Origin of the sequence: Desulfitobacterium chlororespirans DSM 11544, from assembly GCF_900143285.1 — a bacterium.
Lineage (GTDB): Bacteria > Bacillota > Desulfitobacteriia > Desulfitobacteriales > Desulfitobacteriaceae > Desulfitobacterium > Desulfitobacterium chlororespirans.
In genome coordinates this window covers 290,418-313,219 of the sequence record NZ_FRDN01000008.1, presented here as the reverse complement: position 1 = coordinate 313,219, position 22,802 = coordinate 290,418, and the positions used below count along the sequence as shown (strand labels likewise).

Below are 22,802 nucleotides of genomic sequence, written 5' to 3'. Positions count from 1 at the left end.
GCTCTTCAATAAAATTATTGAGCCAATTTTGTGATATTGATAACAAATTGTCTACAGTGCTATTATACTATTCTCAATAAATAAGGACAATAACCAAGACCAGGGCAACCTTGCTCCGTTTTCCGTCAATCAGCTAACGCAATGGTTGTCCTTTCTCTTAAACATCTTCGCGCACCGGCTTCACTGTTTTGTTTACGTGGGCTTATTGTGGAAAGATAAATCTTTTTTCCCAAAGGAATTGGAGCGCCGGAACATACCGAGAAACAGCAGTCCAAATACCAGATAAACCAGTCCCAGAGCAAAGATAGTGTTGATCCCCGTATGGGACCCCATTAAGAGGAGCCAGCCGTAGATCATGGGACTGAGCATTTGCACGGCATTGCCGATAACCCCCAGAAAGGCCAGGGCACTGGGAATATCCAGTTTTTCCTTGATTTCCGGCATATCCAGAAAATAATCCGTACTGACCGGTGAACCAAACCCATCAAAGAGACCCATGAGAGCTGTGGATAAGAGAATAACGGCTGCCATCGGGCTAATGCTGAGAACCAGCAGAGCCGCGGCCCCCATAAACAGCATCACCGCCACAGACATGGCCTTGCCTATCCTCTTGGTCAGGCTTTTGGCAAGGAGAGGTCCCAGATAAATTCCCAATAATCCGTTGACTAAATAGCCATAACTGATGAGAATCACAGGCAGACTGAGTTTTTCCACATAGCTGGGGATAAAGGAGACGATAAACATCAGGCCCAGATTCAAAGGCAGGCTTACCAACACCAGATAGCCCAGAACCTTCCTTTGCCAAAGCACCGGAAGAATTCCCGGGGTTTTGGTTTTCTTTTGGCCGGAATAACTTTCCTGCTTTTCATTCAGCAGTTTCCAGGGAAGGATGTGCAGGGTGATGGCCAGAAAAGCCAGAATGAGCCCTGCCGTAAACTGATAAGTATAGGAAGCGCCGATGGAATTGGCGATAGCGGCACCTAAGGACCCTCCGCACATAATCCCGCCCAGGAGCCCGGCGTTCATGGCTGCAATATGCAGTCCCGTCCGGTCGCTTTCCCGAGAACCGGAGGCAATGATGGCATTCACGGCAGTTTTCACTCCGGCAAAGCCCGCTCCGCAGAGCATCCGGAAAAGAATAAGCTGTTGAGGGTTTGTTGCCAAAGCACTTAAAACATTGCCGGAGATGATCACCGCTGCGGAGAGGACCAGAAATGTTCGCTTGCCCGTATGCCTGGAGAAACGGGCCAAGAGCATGGAGAAAAGCATCAGGGATAAGAGCTCCAAGGTCATAGGCAAAGAAGCGGTTACATCCGTTGAGAGCCCCCCTATCTGCCCATCCCATTTGCGAATCAGGATGGAGGAAAAAGGCATACTGGCATACAGAGCCATGAAGAAGATAAAGTTGATCATCCGCAGCCCCAAAGTAATCTTCTCCTCCTGCAGAGAAGAATCCCGGTTAAATTCAGAACTCCTCCTGAACATGAGCAGCTCCGGCAGCCTCATCACCTCAAAAACAACAACTGCCGAGGCAATCATGGTGATCAGGAAAACCAGCAGCAGATTCTTCATTTGGCCATTCATATATTCCTGGGAAATCTGGATTTCCACCCGGGTATCCCTTCCCTCCGCCCCATGATTCAAGGGAGCGGAAATCCGCCAGGAATCCACCCTTTCCAGGATTCCATCGGTATCGGCAATGGTATTGTAGATACGAATATTCCAAATGATGGGGGTGTCCTTAGCCTTCACGGTCAGATATTCCGTGAGCCCCTCCATCTGTTCATAGGCGACCCCCTTCTCGTATAAGGACCCTACCGTTGTTTCGATATAGTTTAAAATTCCTGCGGCTCCATCCGTTAAGGCACTTTTATAACGCTCCTCATCCTGAGCATACATGGTGATGCTTTGCACACTGAGGCAGACCATGACGATCAAGGCTGGGATCAACTGCAGCAGGCGCTGACGGGCCGATTGGCTTTTCACCGCTTCCGCGGGGACGGGCAAAACCCAGAGAGCCAAGATTAAGATCAGCAGTGAAATGCCCAGAATCAGCAGGCTCAGTTGAATGGTTTCCCGCTGTTGAGGCTCCAGCTCCCCCTTGATGGCAGCCGATGGATAAACCAAAACCAAGCTGCCGATGGCCGTATTGCTTTTATCGGTGATGGGCAGGATCATAAGCTCCTGGCTGCCCTGTTCAAAGTAGGCATATTTTGGGGAGGGGCTGATGTTTTCCAGCCTTACTACTACCTTCTCATTCTCAAAAACTGCCATGATCTCCTGACGGCTCCCCCGTTCAAAGGAAGTGTAGAGAACTTCCCCGCCCCGGTTGGTGATCACTGCTTCAATATGTTCAGGCAGTAAAGAGGTAAGCTTGGCAAAAATTCCGCTGATATTATAAAAGGAATCCAGGCTCTTGCCATAGTTTATGGAGGCCTCCAGCTCACTGACCACCTGTCCCGCCACGACGCTGTAATATTGCTGCTTGATTTCTTTATAGCTGCTTTTAAAACCGGAAAAACTCATCCACCACACAAAGAAGGTGGCCGCTATCAGCAAAACGGCAAAAATCAAGGTCAGGGATCTTCTCTTTTTATTGGGGTTGATCACAGTACGACTCTCCATCATCGGGACACTCCCTTTCTTGCACCCTCTATCCGCTGTCAGTAACCGGCTTTCCGGCTACAGTTCACCTGCAGCCTCCTGTTTTTCGCCGGTATAAATGTATTCGCTGGATAAAAGCATCTCGAAGGTTGGGGTAAAACCGATTGTATCCGCCACATCCAGATTAATGCTCAGATAGGGTGAACTGGTGTATTCCTGGGGGAGCTCCCCAGGCTTCGCTCCGTTGAGAGTCGCCCCCACGATATAGGAAACAAAGGCTCCCAGCCCTTTATAATCCCGGGGAGAGACCAGCATAAAGGCTCCATTTTCAATGTAATTATCGCCAACCTGTACGAAAATGGGAATTTTATGCTCATGAAAAACCCTGAAAAGATCTTCCATCCGGTCATTCTCAGTGATCACATCCGTATTGATCAGATAGGCATCAATCTTATCTTCGAGGATCATTTTTCTGTAGACTTCTTTTAAATCAGCATAATACCGCTCCTGATCGGCCGGGTTATTGCTTTCCAATTTGCCGATCCTGACTTTCGCAATCGTAAAATTATTCTCCGCTGCCGTTCGCTCGTAATCGGGGACGGCGGCTACGATCTCATCATTATAGACCATGCCGATCTTGGTAAAAGGATAGGTGTCATAGTAGAATTGCAGCTGGCGCGTAAAGGCTGAAGGATCCACCTGAGCCCAAATCATGTCATCTCCCGAGTTTTCAGCCGACTGGACAATCCCCGCCCGGACAGGGTCTACGGTTCCATAAACCAATAAAGGCACATCCAGATCCAGATTCTTGGCGAAAGTGCCCGGCCAGGTACCCATGGCAAAAACAACATCGATATCCTTTTTGTTTTCAACATGATCTCTGAGGCTTTGGGCTACGGCTTCCTCTCCCTCGTAGGCCAGATAATAATTAGCGGAAGAGACAAACTCCAGATAGGGCCCCAGATCCTGCTCAGACAGCCAATGGATCAGTTTTTGGGCATCTACATTATCCGCGCTCATGGGCAGCGAATCATACTCAATCCAGCCGTCCTGTTTTAAACTTTCAATAACGTAGTAGATCATACTGCCTGTAACAGGGTACTCATCAATATCGATATAAGCGATGCGAAATTTTTCCCCCGACCCTTTGACCATGGGTTCCGAAGGGAACCTGTTCTGAAGCACTCCTGAAGAGGTATCCACCTTGACCATGTCCATAGAGTTATTTTCCTGATAGGATGTCACAGAGCAACCGGATAAAGCCCAAACGAGCAAGGTTATGACAAGGATACAGCTGAGAACAGCCTTGTTTTTTTTCATCAGGCAACCTCCCTCCTTTGCAGTTTCTTTCAGGGTAAATACAAGGTATTGCGCAATTTGCGGTAAACCCAGATGACATTTTTTTCTGTGGGTTTATAGCCGCCGTTGATGACCATTTTCTGGGATGCCATATTGTCCGGTTCGATGATGCTCACCAGAGTCGAGTTCTTTTTTAAGAGAATCGTGTTAAAATGCCTGAGCAGATAGGTCCCCAATCCCATCCCCCGGACTATGGAATGGACCACCAGGGGGCCGGATTCGCCATTTTTATGCTGCAGGACAAAGGCGGCTTTCTGCCCCTTATAAAGAAGCCCCAACCCCGGCCCCTGCAGAATCCGGTGGGTGATATAGGCTTTATGGCCAAACTCCGGGTCATGATACCATTCCAGAATAAAATCCAACCAGCTTAAATCCAGGGGGGTTATCTCCACTTCCGGACGGATCTCCGTATAGGGAGTATAATCATCGGCCAGGAGAATCAGGGATCGGTATTCCTTGATATCGGCCTGGGGATAGCGCTTCAGCACCTCCCGGGTGTATCCGGAGTCATTGATGAGAAAGGTATCCAACCGATCTTCAGACTCTTCCAGCAAAACCTCCACTTCCTGCCAGGTTCCTACGGAAAACATATGCACTCCGCTGCCCTTGTCCCTGATTCGCACGGAATTCCCCACAATCCGGCAATCCCCGTGACAGTTTCTCTCTATGACATTGAGAAGGGAACCATTGTAAGCCGGCCTCCCCCTGAGGATATTCACGATGTCCACAGCCAACTCTCTACAAGCCATACTCGATCCCTTTCTCCCCGGCATAAATTTTCCGCCCTGATGTTCTTTTGCCAAGCAGTAAAAAGGAACCGCAGGCCACTAGGCCACCCAGCAGAGTAATGAACACAAATAAAGCGGAGCGAACCAACAAGCGGTACAGGAATCCTTTGATATACTCTTGATCCACATTAGCCGTTATTTTATTATTCCGCTCCAAATTGAAAGAGGTTACACTTTCCATCTCGCTGCTGTTTTGAGCCAGCCAACCGTTCAAATCATAGATTCTTGCCGTCGGCACTCCCTTTTCCACCACGGAATCCACCTGACTTTGCAAGGCCTGGGCCATTTTGTTGGCGGTTTGCGTGGTCGCATCATCCACGATCTGATAAAACCGGGTACATACCATGGCCCCATCCACCGCAGCCGCAGTGGTTACGGCAATACACAGGACCAGCATCAAGCGCAAAACCAGGCTCTTTCCCTCAGCCTTAACCCGGGCCATGATCAGCAGGGCCACCCCGAATATTTCCAGGGCAATGATCAGGGATTGGATTTTATTCTGGTGGTTATATTCGGAAACAGCGTTGTTGACAGCATTTTGTCCGATACACATGATCAGGTATCCCTCAATCCCGCCGCCGGCCTTTTGGATGGGTGAAGTAAGATAAAAATACTGTCCGTCCTCACGGACTGTAAAGAGCTTTCCCCCTGAATCCTGCCCGTCAGGAGGAAGGTCTAAATTCAAACTGTGAGCGTCTATTCCTCTTTGATAGAGAAGCTTGGCTCCGGCAGACACCACATAAGCCCCCTCCATATAGGAAGAACAGCCCTGCACCCCTTTCAGGGTTTCCTGCATATTAAAAAAGTTATCCAACTGTCTGCCGTTTTTTATTCCGTACTCGATCTGGCTGATATGTTGCCTGGCTTCCGTAGCAATGCGCATAAAGGTCACATCCTCATAAAGTTCGCGGATGGAACCTTCTTTGACCACCTGATAACCGGCCATTGCTGCGGTCAAGAAAACCAGCAGGAGCAGGGTAAAAACAATTTTTATCTTCCGAGCCATGGCTATTCTCCTCTGATACCTATTTGACATTGATTTAAGACCAAAAGATGTTCGTTAAGGAACCTGTACCGTTAAGGCGGGAGTCATGGTAATCTGAATCACTCCGCCAAAGCTGCAGATGGCCTTGGAAGAATTATTCAGAGCAGGGTAATTCCCCACGATCACAGTCGGAGAGCCGGGAACCCAGGGAGCCGCCACCATAGGTGTACAAGGCATGGGCGTTAATGCTCCGAAGGCGGCCGCAGTGGCGGAGGCTACCGCCGGATTGGCCAGAGAACTGCACATGCCGAAGGGCAATTTGGGCAAATCCATAATGGTGGCTATGGGTTGATTAAGAGCGGTGGCCGTAGGAGCGCAAGTGGCCATCAGGGGGACCGGAGCCACTCCAAAAGAGCAGGTGCACAGAGATGTATTTACCACAAGATTGGCCATAATCAGGTCCCTCCTTTTTTCCCAGAATACTAAATATCCTATTTCAATACTCCTCAGATCATTATATTTGAATGTCTCCCAGGTCATTGGCCTGGCCGCCATGGATTGCCATGGTTTTTACGTTGTTTTGGGTCATGTTCTTTTCATCCGGCCCCTTGCCCAGCAGACTCAGGGTCAGCGTCTCTTGTTTCAACTCCGGTAAAGCAGCAAAGAAACTGCCGTCTTCCTCAGTCCGGCACTCAATAACCTCCACTAAAGGCGTCCCCCGGACATGGCTGAATTGCAGCTCTTTCTCCAGCAGAAATATCCCTTCCCGGGAATCCTTCCGGGTGATTAGGCAGACTTCTCCTTTCCCCTTATCCTTATCCTTGATCAGATACTTGCCGGGAAAAGACAGCTGCCGCTCCGGCACCGCCGCAAACAGCCGGAGCCGGGTGTTGCCTGCCTCTCCTTTATCTTCCGCGACTTTCATAACCTCCCCGCCCTCTCCGGGAATCAGATAGAAATGCTCATGGGCATAAGGACGTTGATCTTGCCACAGGCGCCCTTTCACCGTGGTGACTTCCCTGCCGAAAGGATAGGCCGGGGATGGATTAAGAAGAAGATGGCTGTGCAGATAGCCTTTACCAGGTGCAGGGATCAAGGCAACCAGAGCTTCCTGCTGAAAAGCCGGGGCAATGATCTGAAAGCTGGTCTCTCCCGGGGCAAGATCCGTAAAGATGAAATACCCTCCCGCCTTGTATAAAGGACGCTGCCTGTAACCATTGATATAAATACCGGCCTCGGCAGCCAGCAAAGGTCTTTTACGGAAGCGATCCATGATTTTAAAGATCATGGAGATATGAGTTTCCATCCTTCATCCCTTCTTTTCTTTTACTTCTTATCCCGCAGCTCCATCCGGGTGCTGGTCACCCTGGCCGCCACCGGCCTGACGCGGTTTGATTCTATGGGAACTTGCGTTATGTGCAGGGCAAAGGAGGGTTTAATGATCTTATGGGCACTGTTCCAGATTTTGCTGAGTTCATCATAATTTAATTTGGCATAGCTGAGGAGGATGGCTGCCCCTTCCCCGGCCAATGACCCCACCAAACTGTCGGCCGGGATACTGGGATGATCCCGGATAACCTGCAGGGCCCGGCCGATGATCCGGTACTCATCGGTCAGACGGGTGGATACAGGGGCCTTGGAATGAGCACTGAGCAGGGCATGGCAGCGGAGCTGTAAAGGAGCATACCTTTCCTGCTGGTCGTTATGAGGATCCACGATAAAGCCGGCATTGATCCCGGAGTTATTGTATTCTTCGATGGTGTAGATCCAGAGGGTCAGCTGATAATCCTCCGGCTCCTGAGGGGTGCATAAGCCAATGGCCTCCGGATTATTGATGGGCATAGGGGTCATCTCTTTTTTCAGGAGTTCGACGACAGACTGGCCTGCTTCATAAATGGCATTGTAATCTCCCATATCACATCCCCTTTCCCCTAAAAATTGGCTCTGCCACTTTTTTAACCTCTCTGGACAGATAACCCTCCAGATGGCAATCCAGTTCATATAAAGCTTTGGCGTAGGTTGACTTTTTCTCAAAAGCCCCCATCCAGGCCCTGTCCTTTTCCTCCCGGGCTGCTTTGAGGAGGGCCGGCTCTGCTTTGCCCATTTTGAAGTCCTGTTCAAGCCGGGCAACCTGCTCACCGGCCTTGATATAGGCGGCGATTCCTTCACCCAGCTCGCCGAAGGCCGCTAATACCCCGCTGAATTTCTTGCGGATCTCTTCCCCGTCAGCCTGCTGATCCACGAAAGACGGCAAAGCTAATTTACCTCCGTCAAGGATCAGATAGGCGGCAGGGTACTGGAATTTCTCCGCGATTCCCTGGCCTGTCAATTTCATAAAGGATTTTTCAGCAGTTTCCACCTGCAGCTTGGCAAGGTTCAGATCAAAACCAATCTGGACCCCTTCTTTCTTTAATTCGTCCCGCAATTCGGCCTTAATCTTCCCCATCTTGAAATCCTTTTCAGCTTGGGCCAGGTTCTCCGCCAGGGCTTCCTGCCGTTTGATTAAATACTGCTTTTTTTGCAAGGCGCCATCCAGATCCAGCACCACCAGAGCCACATCCAAAGCCACCTGATTGAGTTCGGCCCGGTGTTCATCCTCCGGAAGGAGGGACTGATCCCCGTGCTGATCCCCGGGGGCTTCCGGACCGGCGGCTTCTTCCTGCTCTTTTGCCGGGGTCTCCGCCTCAGGGGAACCCCCTGCACCGGCTTCATTCCTTGTCTCTGGGGAGGGGGCATTCTGGGATGGCTCTGATGGCGGCAGTCCTTGGAGATAAAGGGTCTGAGCCGCCTGCACCGCCTCCCCAAGGGTCGTAAGTCTTGTATTCTCTTCGCTTGCCCATACCTTACTAAGGGGAATCATGAGCAGCAAACCAATGGACCCGACCATTATCCAGTGTTTCATGATCCTTCTCCTTCACCCTGGTTGCCGTATCCCAGGCTGCCAAAGTCGGCGATGTCCAGCCCCAAATCCTCAAAGTAGGCTGTGTATTGGGGACCGGCTTGACCGGCACCAGACTTGCCAACCGGTTGCTCCTGATCCTTGAGGGCTGGTTCCGCAGCTTTTTCTGTCGGATAATACTCGAGCAGCAATACTTCTTCGCTCCGGGGATCGATCCAGTAACGGAGTCCATAGCCTTCATAGAGGGATTGATGGTTATTCATGGTCCCGGAAGGTATCCCCAATAATCCGGCTGTCCGTTGATCTATGGTTCCGGTTCCCAGGGCTCCAGCCGCACCTTTCTCAGCAGGGGCTTTGTCCCCTTGTCCGGCCGGCTCACTCTTGACTTGCTGTTCAGGCCGTCTGAAAACATTGACCAGTTTTGCTTCCTGCTCCTCATTGGCATAAGAGAATTTTAATACCAGCCCAAAGCCTTGGTTATAGAGGTAGAAATATTTTTCATCGGCAGTATCTTCACGGATTCCTTTGGCAAAAGCCGTGTACAGATCAGGAACCGACAAGTCAAAGAGCTTCCCATAGGCAATATCGTTATCCATAAAGGCGCCGGAATAGGTCAGACCCCATTGGCTATCTGTCAGTGTCCCTGTACCGGAAAACTTGTCGTTGATGAAGGCTCCCTCGTAATACAGCATACCGTTTTTAAAGAGAACCCCTTCCCCATTGGCCTTCCCTCCTAAGAAGGGGCCTTCATACCATGTGGAATGGGGAAGAAGAATGAGCCGCCCCTGACCATCATACAAGCCATTGAGAAAAGACCCCGTATAGACCAGCTCACCTTGTTCGTCATAATAACGGCCTGCACCATTGAACAGCCCATCGGCGAAATTCCCTTCGTAGCGTTTGACTCCCTTTTCATCCTGAAAGGCCCCCGGACCTGAGTACAGCCCGCCCTTAAAGCTTCCCTTGTACTGTATCCGGCCATCGGGGTAATACTCCGTCCCTTCCCCTTCAAAAAGGTCCTCCGCAAAAGCTCCTGCATAGGCCAAAATGTCATTTTCCAGAATTATCCCCTGCCCTGAGCGTTTGCCATTGCGGAACTCCCCTTTGTAGACCACTCCCGGGGCTATTATGAACTCGCCGCTCCCCTCATACCTGCCCTCCACAAATGGACCGGCATATTTCAGGGATCCGTCTTCATAGAATTCCTCTCCATACCCGATGGCCTTGCCTTCTTCCAGGCGTCCCTTGAACTTCAGCTTTTCCAGCTTCTCCTCATAAAAAACTTCCACCTTACCCTTATATCCCTCTAACTTGGGGTCCGCTGTGTAGAAATGGGCGGTCAGGGCTAAGCTGACAACCCAGGGCCAGACGATGGTGACGATCAGGAAGGGCGTGGCCACCAGGATAACGACCAGAATCACCAGCAAAGACTTGGCAATAAAGATCGGTCCGGCATCCACATAATCCTCCCGCTTTTCCGGCTTCAGCTTAAACTTGGTCAGCAGGGATGCAAAAGCCTTGGGAATCTGGTTGAGGAACTTGCTGAGATTGGTCAGACTGGAAAATTTGTGCTTCGCCAGTACAAAGGGTCTCAAAACCACACTCCTGGTCGTCCGGTAGATAATTTGGATGTATTTCATGAGCAGCTTGATAATCATAGCAGCCTCCTCAACTGACACCGTTTAGCGGATTTTTTCCAGCTCGGAAATCGTGGTATAGGTGGTTTGCTTCAACTCCGAACGCAGATTGTGCTCGGCGAGGTACATATAATTGCGGGCAGCTCCGTCGAGAGAATTATATTTGATGATATCCATAAACATGGTGCGGGCGTTGTCATAATCTCTTTTGATAAATAGATTGACACCCAGTTCAAAGCGTTCGCCATGGACTTCCTTGGATTTAAGCAGGGCATAGGGATCACTGTCAAAGAGATCGTAAAGTTCCAGCTTTTCCCCCTGGATCACCATTTCTCCGATCCTGCGTCTGCGGTAACCCAGTATGGGCAGCTCTTTGATCACTTCACGGGTGCAGGCAATATAAATATCGCTTTCAAAGCAAACCCGGATAATGGGTTCGGCTTTCTGGGCTTCACTGGAAATGGCCGTAGGTTCCATTCTTTTTTCCTCACCGATAAAGCCCAGCATAATGCTCCCTTTGGTGATCAAGATGCGCAGGTCCACCAGGCTTTGCCCTTTTTTTCTCCTTTTTTCGTTAAGCCCTTCCAGCACTTCGCGGACTCTTAAAGCCGTGCGCAGCGCTTCTTCCGGAGGGGTCTCGAAGACGGCGTTGAAGCCTTCCGGGAGAAAATCATAGACTGTGCCCTTGCCTTCACTGACCACAGGAGCTACATTTTCAAAGACATCATTGATATTGGCGAAAATCTCCTGGCTTTGCTCCCCCACCGGACCGATAAAGCGAAAACGCAAAAAGAGCATGACCACGTTTTCCTTCTGGGCTTGAGATTTTTTACCGACATTTTCAATATGGGTTTCCCCGATGATCTCCAGGAATCTTTGGGGCACGAACCGGTAGTAGGACTGATTCAGTTTATTTAAGCTCCGGGTGGTGGTCAGAATGCTCTGGGACAAGGCATGGATGGAGTGGGAAAGATCTTCGATTTCATCTCCGGAGCTGACGGCAACTTCTTTTTCATAACGGCCTTCCGCAATTCTGTCTACATTGCTTTTGAGTTTGCGGACATTGTGAACCGTAAAGTATTCCACGATCATCACCAACAGGACCAGGACCAACCCGATCAGCCCCATATAAAGGGTGAGATCTCCCGTGGTTTGGGCAATATACCGCTCCAAGACTTCCCGATCCACGGTCAGGCTAAAGATCACGGCAGAACCGGCGGAGGTAAGACCGGTGGGTATGAAGACGCAAAGCTCTTCCCCTTTGGGGCCAGTGATGGCCATAGCCTGGATGGTATTTTGTTCAGCTTGTTGAATCCCGTTCAGGAAATCCTTTCCATACCCCATCCGTGCAGCGGGAAAACCCTCTTCATAGTTGCTGTTGGAGGCCGCCACTACGTATTGTCCCTGATTGGAGGTCAGCAGGCTTAATTGGGCTTCTTTTAAACTTCTGTAGGCAGGAGTTCCTTGTTCCTCCCCGGGCAGCACCAGAGACTGGTTCTCTCCAAGCTGATCGAAGAAAGCGGCGGCGCGGGTGCTGTCCAGCTCCAGGCCGGTCTCATCAGCGATATGCCCTTTGGCGGAGGCCAGCAGCATTTGCCCGGACTTGAGCTGCTCTGTTGAATGAACGCTGCCGATCATCGCCTCGGATTGGGGAATGATAATATAAGTGGCGAGGGCATATAGGGTCAGAAAGATCACGAAAATCACCAAAAGGGCCTGCCGGATCAGCATGGAAAGCCGCATATGCAGAATATGGCAATAAAAGTCCCAGAGCAGCAAAGAAAAGATGATCCCTCCGGCCGCGATACCCACCAGGAGAAACCAGGCGGTCAGATCCCGGGTTGATGAAGCATCGGTGGTCCCGATTTCCGGAAGAAAAGCAAATCCTCCCTGAAAAATGCGATTGTGGTTCCCTTCGTTATAAACACCGGCCACATTGCCTATATTCCCTACGGTTAACGGATATAAGCGGGCAAAGGTTATGCCGTCATTTTCCGAAACAACCTTGCTCCCTCTCACAGCCAGATAGGGTTCCCAGGTTGAAGAGGATGACATGTACATATCCCCCCTGACGGCATCCTGAAAATATAATTGGTTGCCGGCATACCAGAAGGAGTGGATAATCACCTTATTACCCTGGGTGAATTGGTAGGCTGTGTCCTCATGGCGGTTGGACTTGCGCAACAGGGTGGCATTTTCCAGACTGAGCACCGTGTCCCCTGAAGGCAGGACCAAAACAGCGTTGATTTTATCCTGAAGTCCTGCTAAGGAGTAGGAATGGGTGTTTTCCAACTTGGCAGTGGTTTTATCATAGGCATAGGTATCGAGAGCATCTCCGTTCAAAAAACCGAAATAGAGCCTGGCATCATCATCGCTCATCGCCGAAATGAGGCGGAATTTACTGTCGTAGGGCCGTTCAGCACTCCGATAAAAGACCCGGGAAACGAAACTGCCATCATCCCGGAATCTGTAGATCCCCACTTGGGTAATCAGGGACGAATCAGCCGCCATGCCATAGGCCGGCAGGTAAAGATTTTTATCTTCATCCGTATAAATACCGTCAAAGATGCCATTGTCCGGCACAAGGGCGGAAATATCCTTTTTAAAGGACTGTCTTCCCGTGGAGTCGAGGCTGATCAGAAAAACCTGCCCCTGCTCCTGTCGGATATAGTAAATATTGCCGTTGCGATCCACGCCGTGAGCATACTCCCAAACCTTGCCCTGCTCCGGCTGGGAGAACAGGGGTACAATATACTTATCCCCAAACTGAATGAACCCCAGCGAGCCGACTACAGCTAAGATGATGATCAAACTTATCCATCGCTTATTCACGTTCCAACCTCCCCCAGCCTGTTAACGCAAGCGTCTTTTCTTTCTCTTCCAAAGCTGTTTCAGCCGCCGTAACCCATAGGCCCACCATGTTTCTTTCCGCAACCTTTGATGCTCTGTGAGCAGCCCGGGAACAAGCTCTTTCCATTGGGAAAAAGCGGACACCATGCTTACCTGTTCATGCAGCCGCAAATGGGCGATAAACTCCCAGATCCCCTCCGGTATATAGCGATCCTGCTTAAAAATACATTCCAGCAAAGCAGCGCATTGCTCACCCTTGGCTGTCTTCTGAGCGGCCAGAGGAGGGATCACATAATTGATCCTGACCCTGTTGGCTTGGTCGATCACCACGATATGATCAGGCTCAAGACAAGGCAAACTGATTAAATCCGGCAGGGCATCGAGAATTAAGCACTCCTGAAAAAGCCTGGTGGCATAAGCTATCCGTTTTTCAAATTCCGGAGTTTTGCTGTCTTTAAAGAAATCCCGGAGCTTTACCCCTTCATGATAGGCAAAGATGGCAAAGATGCAATGCTTCCCGGATACCACCCGGACAAAATCGGTAAACTGGTCCTTGTTCAGGTTGAAAAATGCCGGGAGATAGCGGCGGATATCTTCTTCCTTTTCGTAGATATTGAAGACCATGGGCCGGTAGTGATTATTGGTTTCCACATCGATACAAAGGCAGGCTGTATAGCCCTCCAGCTCCTGGAGCACCTCAAGGACTTTGAATTTCCCATCTTCAATAAACGGACCCATAGTAACCTCCCTTGTTGCCTGCTCTTCTTAGGTCTGCTCTTCCTAGGTCTGCACTTCTTCTATCTACACATCTTATGTCTACGCTGCTTCTCTCTACTCTTCCACGATCACAAAAGCACTGGTCTTAATCTCCGGATCAGCCGTACTGGCCGCCACAATCTCAAAGGTTCCGGGTATGCTGGGAGCCTGGTAGAGCCCGCTTTGATCCATCTTACCCCCGTCTGCATCCTTGACACTCCAGGTGACGCCTTTATCGGCCGTGCCGCCCACCGCAGCTTCAAAGTGCATCCTTTCCAAAACCTTCATCTTATGAATATCCGGGGTGATTTTTATGCTGACCACATCCTTGGCCCGCAGCTCGGCCGTATCCCGGGTGACCTTGTAGGCAAACCAGCGTATTTTCAGCAGATGCCCTTCCACATGATCAAGACACCTTATCCCAATCCTGAAGGTTCCGTTTTCCGGGTAGAGAATTCCGGCCACCTCGACTTTAGGGACCTCTTTCATCTTAAACACTTCGCCATTGCCAAACAGCAGCTTTTTGCTTTCATCGCTGCCGAATTCCACGGCGAAGTTCAAGCTGACATGACCAAGACCCAGATTATGAGGCACCTCTTCCGAAGTAAAGCGGGCATTGACCCGGATGGCCCCGCTTAAAGGAATTTCGACAATTCCGGAGGAAGTGGCATAATCATAAGCTTCCGAAGAAGGAACCCCAAAATGGAAGTTCAAGGCTTTTTTCGGGGCACTATAGCGGACTTTTACCTCAGGCTTTTGCCAGTATTTTAAGATTTCCACATTCGTGGTTACATTCTGCAGCAGTTCCTGCCAGGAGGGGTTGCCGGAGACTTTCCTCTCCTGGCCGCCTCCTATCCCCGTGATCCGCTGACCAAAAGGCAGAGGATTGACCTTTCTTAAAATATGGGTGCTGCCCGCACTGATATAATCGAGCCTGGCCAGATAAATGGGGGTATCTCCCCCGGACAGCTGCTTCTCCAGATTGCTGAGATGAACCTCCACCATCTGCTCATACTTGGCTGGACTTCCGGCTAAGTAAATTTCGTGCTTCAAGGGCAACTCCAGCTGATCCCGCAAATCCCCCATGCCCAGGCTAAATATTCCTTTGCCTTTGCCGAAAGGCACCTGCATATCGGCCAGAGCCGCAGCCTTCAGAGTGTACCCCACCCTATAAATCTCCTGGTCCGAGTTTTTATCTTCATTAAAAAGAATTTGAATGGTGCCGCCCTCTTCCTTGCGGATCGTGTCGGACTCATAAGTATAGGTAAAGGATAATGGCGGCAACCCGGCCCCTTTGAGCACCACATACTCAGCGGTAAACTCCTGTCCGGCCAAAGCAATCGCCGGCACCACTTCATAGATGGATACTCCTTGGCCCTGATAGAGGGTCTGCACATTATTCCTTCCCCCTTCACCGAATAAGGTGTTTATATCCGGCTGGTTGGGGTCCAGGTATAAACGGAAGCTCTCTTCAATTTTATTGAATTGCTGACTTTCACTGTCTGCGGCGCCAATATTGTTCATGGGCTCTCGCAGCAGCTCATCATATTCTAAGCAGAGATAAGCCTGTTCATGACCCACAAGGGTCTCAAATCCTTCAATCATCTGCAGTTTGCGGATAATCGGCGAAGTCACGGCAATTTCCCGGCCGTCATAGTCCAGAGCAAGACCTGTTTCAATGGACAGAGAAGTATCGTCGTTCCGGTATACTCCCAAACCGCAGATCACCCCGGCTCCCAGGACACACCGGTTGATCAGACGGCGCTTGTTATTGTAATAGTTTTGCTCCGTCTCAAAATCTCTGGCGGTAAGCATCTTGCCATGATAATAACGATTGCGCTCCAGAGGGAATAAGTTTCTATTCTTCATTGCCAGTACCTCCCATCAAGGTATCATAGGATATCTCATTATTGCCGCCGACTCTGCCATAGGTATACTCCCCGACCAGGGAATTGACGCCGAGATAGGAGTGTTTGCCCAGAATGGTTCCCTGCTTAAGGCGGATAATCCCTGCTTCTGTATGAGCCGGAATAGTGCTTTTCAGCTTAGCCAGAAAAAGATCCAGGTTCTTAACCTCATGCAAAGCCTCTTCAGGCAGCAGGATGAAGAATTTAAAAGGGTTATCCCCGAACAGCTCCCGGTAAATGTCTCTGTCCTTGCTTTCCTGCTGCATCTGTTTGTAGTCGAAGTACTCAATGATTTGCGGCTCTACTCCTAATTCCTGCCGGATGAAACCTGCTAACCCCGGCTTGGTGCCAATGGCCCTGTATTCAGGCATAAGGGTTCGGATCCGTTCCCGCAGTTCCTCCGTCCCCATATCCTGTACACCCTGAAGGTCCACCCAGCCGGCTAAATAGCGCAGCATGTCTTCCCCGGCCAGGGTATAATCCAATTCCTCGCTCACACGGTTGATCTGTTCTTCTATATCAAAAAATATGCTGTCAAAGATCTCCATAAAACGCTGGAAAAAATTATTTTCCTGATGATCCCGATAGATCTCCGGAAGGTACTGAATGATCTTCTCATCCGTCAAAAGCAGCTTGATTTTCTTCAGTGCAAATGCAGAGGGCTGGGGTACCAGGAATTCCAGCCGCAGCCAGAGATACCGTCCCTGGGCCGGAAGCAGCCCATCGACCGCTCCCGCAAAAGCCAGCTTAAAAAGAGGAGCTGCTCCCTTCAGTCCCTGAGCAGGGTCACTTTGGGCTTCCCTGAGATATTCATCCAGATCCACCGCCCGCTCCCCCAGCAGAACCGCTTTGCTGTTGGCAGCATAGCAGGACACCTTCACTAAAGAATTCTCCGGCATCTGAGCATCCAGCCAAAGGCCTTCCCACTGGAAATCCGGCTCGGTGCTGTCGATGGAACCGGTGATCATCACGGCTGTGGCCAGCATCCCATAGTCATTTTCCTGGTTGTGGGCAAACACAAGCCGGTGATCCTGGAGTTCCAGATTCAGCAAAAGGCTGCGCTTCCACTCACGGTTCCGGTTCAAGGTGATGTACATTCGCCCTTTATTCATGGCCGTTTACCTCACAGTATTTTCAAATCAGATTTTATGCTGCTTGCTCGGGTCGCGTAGCTTTATCCCACATCCGCGCCGCTCAGGCACTCCAGGGCTGGCGTACTTGTTTCCGCAGCAGCTCCCGCCAAACCTCAGGGTAATACCTGATGTGAACCAGTGGCTCCGCTATGCTGCAGAAACATCGTCCACCTTGTCACCCTTCCGCGCAATTCGCTCTCTTCTGTAGGATAAAGCTACGCTTACGGGTCCTTTACAAAGCATCAAATCAGAATACGGATCTGCAGATCCCCCAGATAGGGAAGACCATAGGGAGGAATGACGATGGTCCCGTCCCTGTCCCGGTAGCTTTCCCCCAGTTTTACCCCCAGGGTCAGTTTTTTCACATAAATGACACCGGGGACTTGACTGATCCTGACCGCCAGGGTATTTTCCTGCACCGGCTTGCCGAATTCCGGTTTCCCTCCTTGGGCAGAGTTGCCTTGGCGCAGTTCCCGGAAATAATCTTCGATGTTCTTGCGCACATCCTCCTCAATATATTCCCGGCGTTTGCTGTCCACGAGGATTTCTCCATCAAGGGAGATCTTTATATAAGCAGGTCCAATGACTTTCACCTGGGTGGTAATTAAGCGGTAATGATCCAGATGCCGGCGGACGCTCTCCAAAAAGCCTTGATCCGGCTGAGGAAAAATCTCCTCACTATAGGGGACCACCACCACCGTCACCGTGGCCGCAGTTTGTTTCGCACCGGCCACTTTACTGTCCGGATCATAAAAGGGAATCGCTTTGGCCCCCATGATCCGGCGTCCGGGAGTGCCCATGGCCAAGGTCTCATAATCCGTTGCCGTGACCGCTCTTGTACACTCCTTGAGGGAGAGCTGAAATCGTTCCAGGGCAGCCGGCAGGCTTTCCTCATCCTTTCCCCCTCTGACCGGATGCAGGTTGAAGGGTTTCAGGCTGAATGCTCCATAGTCCAGGACTGCAAAGTCCTGATGCCCGATATTTCCCCTGTTTCCTTTGGTGACGGCACAATCCGTAATCAGAATATTGTCCTCCCCGGCTAAAGGGACCGCCCCATGTTCGTTATCTCCGAAAACCAGCTCTCCCCTGGCACTGTCATAGGTAAAACAGCGCTCATAAGGCCCGGCCAGAGCAAGATTATGACTATAGTTCCAATCCGTCCATCGGCGCTGACCCTCTTCCGTTTCTTCATAGACCATGAGGCGGAGCTGTTCTTTCAACAAAGCCTCCTGATGCCGGAAGGGAAACCGTTGGCAGGGCAGGCCATTGGAACCCGGAAGAAGCATTGCACTCTTAAAGGAGGGTTCATAACAGAGAATGCGGATATTTTCTTCTCCATCCACAGCCATTCCCGAAGGAAGGCTCATTTTAAACACCCTTCCCCTTCCCTGGCTGTCCGGTAAAACCTCCACCTGGTCATGAATTTGCCAGCCGGTCTCATCCCGGACAAAGACCATGACTTCACCCTCCTGAGCCAGCCGGCTGTCCGGTTCGCACAGGACTTCGGAGGCAGCCGGGTCGAAGGAATAGCCCATCATCTCACAATGAGTTTCCTTCTGCACCACCGGCAAGGTATCGGTAAATATATTCAAAAGCCGGGGGTTTTCTTCACACCCTTGGCGAATCAAGCGCACACGGAGCCAGCAGCAAAAGGGCAGCCCTTCCCCGGGACTTCCGGGAACCGGTTCCCGATCCATAGAGAAGACGACCTGACCCGACTGGGATAAACCCCAGGTCCCATCCCGGACATTGGTCATGACCTGAAACTCCAGGCCCTCTTCCCCGCTTACTCCATACTCCCAGGCAATCTCCCGGGGGAGCAGGGCGTTCTCCCGAAAAGGGTTCCTGGAGACGGGATAACTTTCATCCATCTGAAAATAGAGGGTCAGCTCCTCTTTCCCTGCCCAACCATTGAGGCCAATATAGAGGGCACTGTCTCCTTCCCGGGGTGCGGAGCCAAAAACCTGGCAATAGAGACTGGGTTCTTTGATCATGTCCGTAACATTATGAAAATCCTTGCCATCCCTCACATAGACATGATCTACCTTCAGACTGTGCACATGAACAGAACTCTGGGCTTCAAACACCACATCCTGAGCAGAAAACCGCGCACCGCGGGGCAGAGTGAGTTCTCCGGAAAAGCCGGCAAAACCAAGACGGGTTGCCGAGGGAGCAGGCCCCCTCACGGTTACCCCCAAAAGCTTCAAAAGGCTTGCATAGCTCCGGGAGGAAATCCGGTTCAATTGATACTGCTGCATTTCCTTAAGCCAGGCAAACAATTCCAGGATGGTGATTCCCGGATCATGTTCATTTAAATCCGTCCACTGAGGATAGATCACCGGAATACGCCGTATGGCCGTCTCCATAATGGACTGAAAGCTCTGGTCATCGTAGTTGGGCAAAGAAATCATGGTTTCACCCCATTTCTTTATAAAATCTTCACCGTATGTTCCCCGCTGGTTACCACCACGTACCTTAAATTAAACTCTCCATCCAGAGGTATAACCCGCAGAGTGCTTCCCTCGTAATACCGGCCCTCCAGGATAATTTCCTGAATACGGGCCACATTCCTGAGGGGATTGAGCAGCATATAAAAACTGCGCAGTGAGGGGATTTCTTCAATTTTAAAGCTTTGTCCGCCGGACATGCCTTGATTTAAGTACCTTTTCAGGGCTTCCCTGATATCTCTTTCCGCTTCCGCCGCTCTGTCATAGTCCTCCAGGGAAACGGTGACCATGACATTGACCTTCATAACAATGGCGGGGACAACGGAGAACCTTCCCCCCGCCAGAAGCTCACAGCTCACCCGCTGCTTCAGGGACTGCTCGATTTTCCTGCATAGCTTTAAACTATACATTCTGTTTTCGATATGGGCGGGCAAAACCACCAGGGTAACATATCCCCAGGCCGGCTGCCCGAAGGCATCATAATTGCCCACGCATTTGACATCTTTAACCTCGGCGAACTGCCCCAGCACCAGGCTTTCATAATCGGCTGCCGTGACTGCCCGCCCCTGATGGCGCAACTTGCAGGGACCGACTTTCTCCAGGGTTTTCAGATCATGTCCATCGCTTCCCCCTGAGGTCATTTCCAGATTCGTCACCTGATCCACATGGGGAATGCCGATCAGAAGTCCTTCGATGGTGCCTTCCTGCAGATTGCCTTTTTTGCCGCCCCCAAAGGCGTAATTAACCTTGATATTGCCCTCTTCAGCCGGAGAAGGCACCTTCCCATTCAAGCCATTGCCAAAGGAAATTCTGCCGGTGTTTTGGTCCAGCTTATAATGGCGGCTGTTATCCCCTGCATTGATCAATGTTTCACAGGGGTCCCATTTCACCCAAAACTCCTGGAGATGTCCCCCTTGATCATAGTGAACTTCCACAGAGTTGGCTTTGTTCTCCCTTAAATAAGCCATTTCCGCCTGACTGATATCACGGATCTCATTGACCCAGAGTTCACACTCCAGGACAGGACGGTTGCGCAGAGTGATGGTTTTGTTGGGCTCATAGCTGTCCGTGCGGAACAGCTCGCCGCGAATGGTTTCTTTCTGAATGATTTCCACCACATTGGGAATTACTTTTTGCACAAGGGGTTGAATCGTGGGCCGTTCTGCGTAGTTCAGATTGCCCTCCCCAATCCGCAGCCAATAGCCTTCCTGGCCGAAAAGGGTGTCTTTTTTGAAATCCCGGGGGGCATAGACGGAGATAATCCCATCCTCCGTAAGTCCTTCCGTGGTGTCGGTGAACTTCAGCTCATGCCAAACCCCTTCCCCTTTAATATCCTGGGTCAGATACTCGATCTTAAGCAGGGATTTGGCTTTACTCTGCCCTTCTATTTTGAAATACATGGTGATGGGAAAGCCGTTGGGCTGTTGATCAAAAGCGCAGTACACCCCATGAACCTTCTCCCGCAAAGGCTCATAGAGCTTAAAGGTGGCAAAAGTACCGGGAGCGCTTAAAGCTTTCACGCAATTATTCTCTGTATAAATCTTTTCTGCAGCTTTCAAGGTCTCGCCATAGGTAAAATCCAAAGAAACCGCTTCCAGATAGGGCAGCAGCAGGTGGGCATACATGGAGAAGGCATTCTCCACCTCCACGACCCGGGCTCTGATCCAATATCCTTCCACGGAATTCTGGGAATTCTTGACGATATCCTCAGGGCACTGAAAAGAGATCCTCTTTTTGAAGGAACCTTCTCCCCCCTGGAAAGGATTGACGTCGCCCTCCACTTTTAAATGGGTCCATCCGGCACCGTTCCAATACTCCCAAACCACCCGGGAAACAACGATGCGGTCCGGAACAGGGGCGGGAATATCCACTTTTTCCACCACATATTTGCGATAGAAATTATATTGATAAACACTGTTGGCGTCCCCTACCTGCCGGGTCACCATGTTCAGCGCAAATTCGATGTTGATCCGGGCCCGGCGTTTGGAGAACACCTCCTCGGATGCCATATAGAAGCACTGATAAGGCATAAGCTGTGTGCCGAAGCAATAACCTCCCTGCTCCTCATCCAGGGCCAGGTCATTAGAGTACAGCAGATCCGGCTTAATATGCACCCCAGGTTGATCTCTATGCAGATAAGCACTGCCCATAGCGATCCTGTCCATGAGGATTTCATCCCTTTGGCCGTCAGACTGCATCGTACAGGTGATCCAGAAGTTTTCCTCTTCCGGGGAGTCACCCTCCAGTACATAGGGGCGGAGGGGAGTATGATTATCCTTAAGCAGATGGAGCTGCCCATCCTTAACCTTGACCTGGTCAAAAGGAATCTGGGCTTTTCCGTCATAATAAGACCACCGGGCAAACCCGGGATTGGCCAAACGGGCCAGGTATTCTTCATTTAAATAGCTTAAAGCCGTATTCTCCAGACTTAAGGTAATGTCGGCGGGGCTGACCAGTTTCAGCACATCCTGACTGGCCAGAGCAAAAGCATGGCGCTGAATATTCCTGGCCCCGGAGGGATTAAAAAAAGTCACCGATCCTTCCTCAAAATCCAGTTTCTCAATAATATCCTGACGGGGGTTGATGGAATAAAACCCCATCAATTTGGCCGGAGTAGCATAAAAATCCTTGGTGGTTTCAAAAATTACCCGGGCGCTCCCTTCTTCCCTTTCCTCCTGGCCCCGATCATAATACAATTGGGTCCCCCGGTTAATGACCACACTGCGCTGGGAACCTTCCACCAGGCGGAATACGGCCAGCCCTGCAGCAGGGGTCACGGACTGGGCTGAAACTTCCAGGATATTCAGGAATTCCAAATAATTCTTATAGGGCATGCGGTTCAGCCGGTCGATCGTCTCCCCGAACATCTGGGCAAACAACTCGGCTAAGGCAGCCCCTCCATCCATAGCCGACCGCTCATACTTCCATTCGGGAGTATAGATCCCGGCTTTCCCTTTGATGATTTGGAGAAGATCCTTGGCTTTTCTGGGATCAATCCTTGGCATCGTATTCATGCTCCTGCCCCCTCCAGAATATAGAACGGATAGACCCTGTTGAACAGGTTATTGGTGCTTCTGACCACATAACGGATAGTGACCATAACCACACTTTTATCCCCATCATCGTTTCTGACCTCAACCTCAATATCTTTAATGCGCGGTTCAAACCTGGCCAGAGCATCCAGAATCTCAGTCTCGAAGGCGGCGATGCTTTCCAGCCGGTTCACAGAGAAGACGAAATCCTTGGCTGTTGAGCCAAACTCCGGACGCATCACCCGCTCTCCCGCATTGGTCTTCAGGATGATTTCGATGGCTTCACGGATATCCTCTTCATGCTCCACCATGGCGATTTTTCCTGTCTGGGGATCGATAGCAAAAGGAAATTTAAATCCTCTGCCCAAAAAGCTTTTGGTATCTGCTTCAGCCATTGACGTTTCC

General features: G+C 50.7%; 16 protein-coding genes. All 16 read right to left on the bottom strand.

Annotation, left to right across the window (positions count from 1 at the left end):
* Positions 1 to 192: 192 nt before the first annotated feature.
* Positions 193 to 2,628 carry an MFS transporter gene (locus tag BUA14_RS14060; RefSeq protein WP_072773166.1) on the bottom strand — a complete coding sequence of 812 codons (2,436 nt, stop codon included), beginning with the start codon at positions 2,626 to 2,628 and terminating at the stop codon, positions 193 to 195.
* 54 nt (positions 2,629 to 2,682) lie between these two features.
* Positions 2,683 to 3,924, bottom strand: a complete 1,242-nt coding sequence (locus tag BUA14_RS14055; RefSeq protein ID WP_072773165.1) for an ABC transporter substrate binding protein — start codon at positions 3,922 to 3,924, stop codon at positions 2,683 to 2,685.
* Between the two features lie 29 nt (positions 3,925 to 3,953).
* Positions 3,954 to 4,712: a hypothetical protein gene (locus BUA14_RS14050; RefSeq protein ID WP_072773164.1), complete on the bottom strand. Its 759-nt coding sequence runs from the start codon at positions 4,710 to 4,712 to the stop codon at positions 3,954 to 3,956.
* On the bottom strand, positions 4,702 to 5,757 hold the full coding sequence (locus BUA14_RS14045; protein ID WP_072773163.1) for a hypothetical protein: 1,056 nt from the start codon (positions 5,755 to 5,757) through the stop codon (positions 4,702 to 4,704). Before BUA14_RS14045 ends, BUA14_RS14050 begins: the two co-directional genes overlap by 11 nt.
* A 54-nt stretch (positions 5,758 to 5,811) precedes the next feature.
* Positions 5,812 to 6,189, bottom strand: a complete 378-nt coding sequence (locus BUA14_RS14040; RefSeq protein WP_072773162.1) for a DUF4280 domain-containing protein — start codon at positions 6,187 to 6,189, stop codon at positions 5,812 to 5,814.
* A gap of 61 nt (positions 6,190 to 6,250) precedes the next feature.
* Positions 6,251 to 7,042, bottom strand: coding sequence for a hypothetical protein (locus tag BUA14_RS14035; RefSeq protein WP_072773161.1), 792 nt, complete (start codon positions 7,040 to 7,042; stop codon positions 6,251 to 6,253).
* A gap of 20 nt (positions 7,043 to 7,062) precedes the next feature.
* Complete coding sequence (locus BUA14_RS14030; protein WP_072773160.1) at positions 7,063 to 7,650, bottom strand: Pvc16 family protein; 588 nt, start codon at positions 7,648 to 7,650, stop codon at positions 7,063 to 7,065.
* Between the two features lies 1 nt (position 7,651).
* A complete protein-coding gene (locus tag BUA14_RS14025) occupies positions 7,652 to 8,638 on the bottom strand; it encodes a hypothetical protein (RefSeq protein WP_072773159.1) in 987 nt (328 codons plus the stop codon).
* Positions 8,635 to 10,293 carry an MORN repeat-containing protein gene (locus BUA14_RS14020; protein WP_072773158.1) on the bottom strand — a complete coding sequence of 553 codons (1,659 nt, stop codon included), beginning with the start codon at positions 10,291 to 10,293 and terminating at the stop codon, positions 8,635 to 8,637. Before BUA14_RS14020 ends, BUA14_RS14025 begins: the two co-directional genes overlap by 4 nt.
* Positions 10,294 to 10,317: 24 nt before the next feature.
* A complete protein-coding gene (locus tag BUA14_RS14015) occupies positions 10,318 to 13,104 on the bottom strand; it encodes a HAMP domain-containing protein (protein ID WP_072773157.1) in 2,787 nt (928 codons plus the stop codon).
* A 21-nt stretch (positions 13,105 to 13,125) separates the two neighbouring features.
* Positions 13,126 to 13,860, bottom strand: a complete 735-nt coding sequence (locus tag BUA14_RS14010; RefSeq protein WP_072773156.1) for a hypothetical protein — start codon at positions 13,858 to 13,860, stop codon at positions 13,126 to 13,128.
* Positions 13,861 to 13,953: 93 nt separating this feature from the next.
* A complete protein-coding gene (locus BUA14_RS14005; protein ID WP_072773155.1) occupies positions 13,954 to 15,747 on the bottom strand; it encodes a hypothetical protein in 1,794 nt (597 codons plus the stop codon).
* Positions 15,737 to 16,897, bottom strand: coding sequence for a hypothetical protein (locus tag BUA14_RS14000; RefSeq protein WP_072773154.1), 1,161 nt, complete (start codon positions 16,895 to 16,897; stop codon positions 15,737 to 15,739). Before BUA14_RS14000 ends, BUA14_RS14005 begins: the two co-directional genes overlap by 11 nt.
* A gap of 263 nt (positions 16,898 to 17,160) precedes the next feature.
* Entirely contained in the window at positions 17,161 to 19,329 is a 2,169-nt protein-coding gene (locus tag BUA14_RS13995) for a baseplate J/gp47 family protein (RefSeq protein ID WP_072773153.1), read from the bottom strand.
* 17 nt (positions 19,330 to 19,346) lie between these two features.
* A complete protein-coding gene (locus tag BUA14_RS13990; RefSeq protein WP_072773152.1) occupies positions 19,347 to 22,379 on the bottom strand; it encodes a baseplate J/gp47 family protein in 3,033 nt (1,010 codons plus the stop codon).
* Positions 22,376 to 22,792: a GPW/gp25 family protein gene (locus tag BUA14_RS13985; RefSeq protein WP_072773151.1), complete on the bottom strand. Its 417-nt coding sequence runs from the start codon at positions 22,790 to 22,792 to the stop codon at positions 22,376 to 22,378. The genes BUA14_RS13990 and BUA14_RS13985 overlap by 4 nt, the downstream gene beginning before the upstream one ends.
* Positions 22,793 to 22,802: the final 10 nt, after the last annotated feature.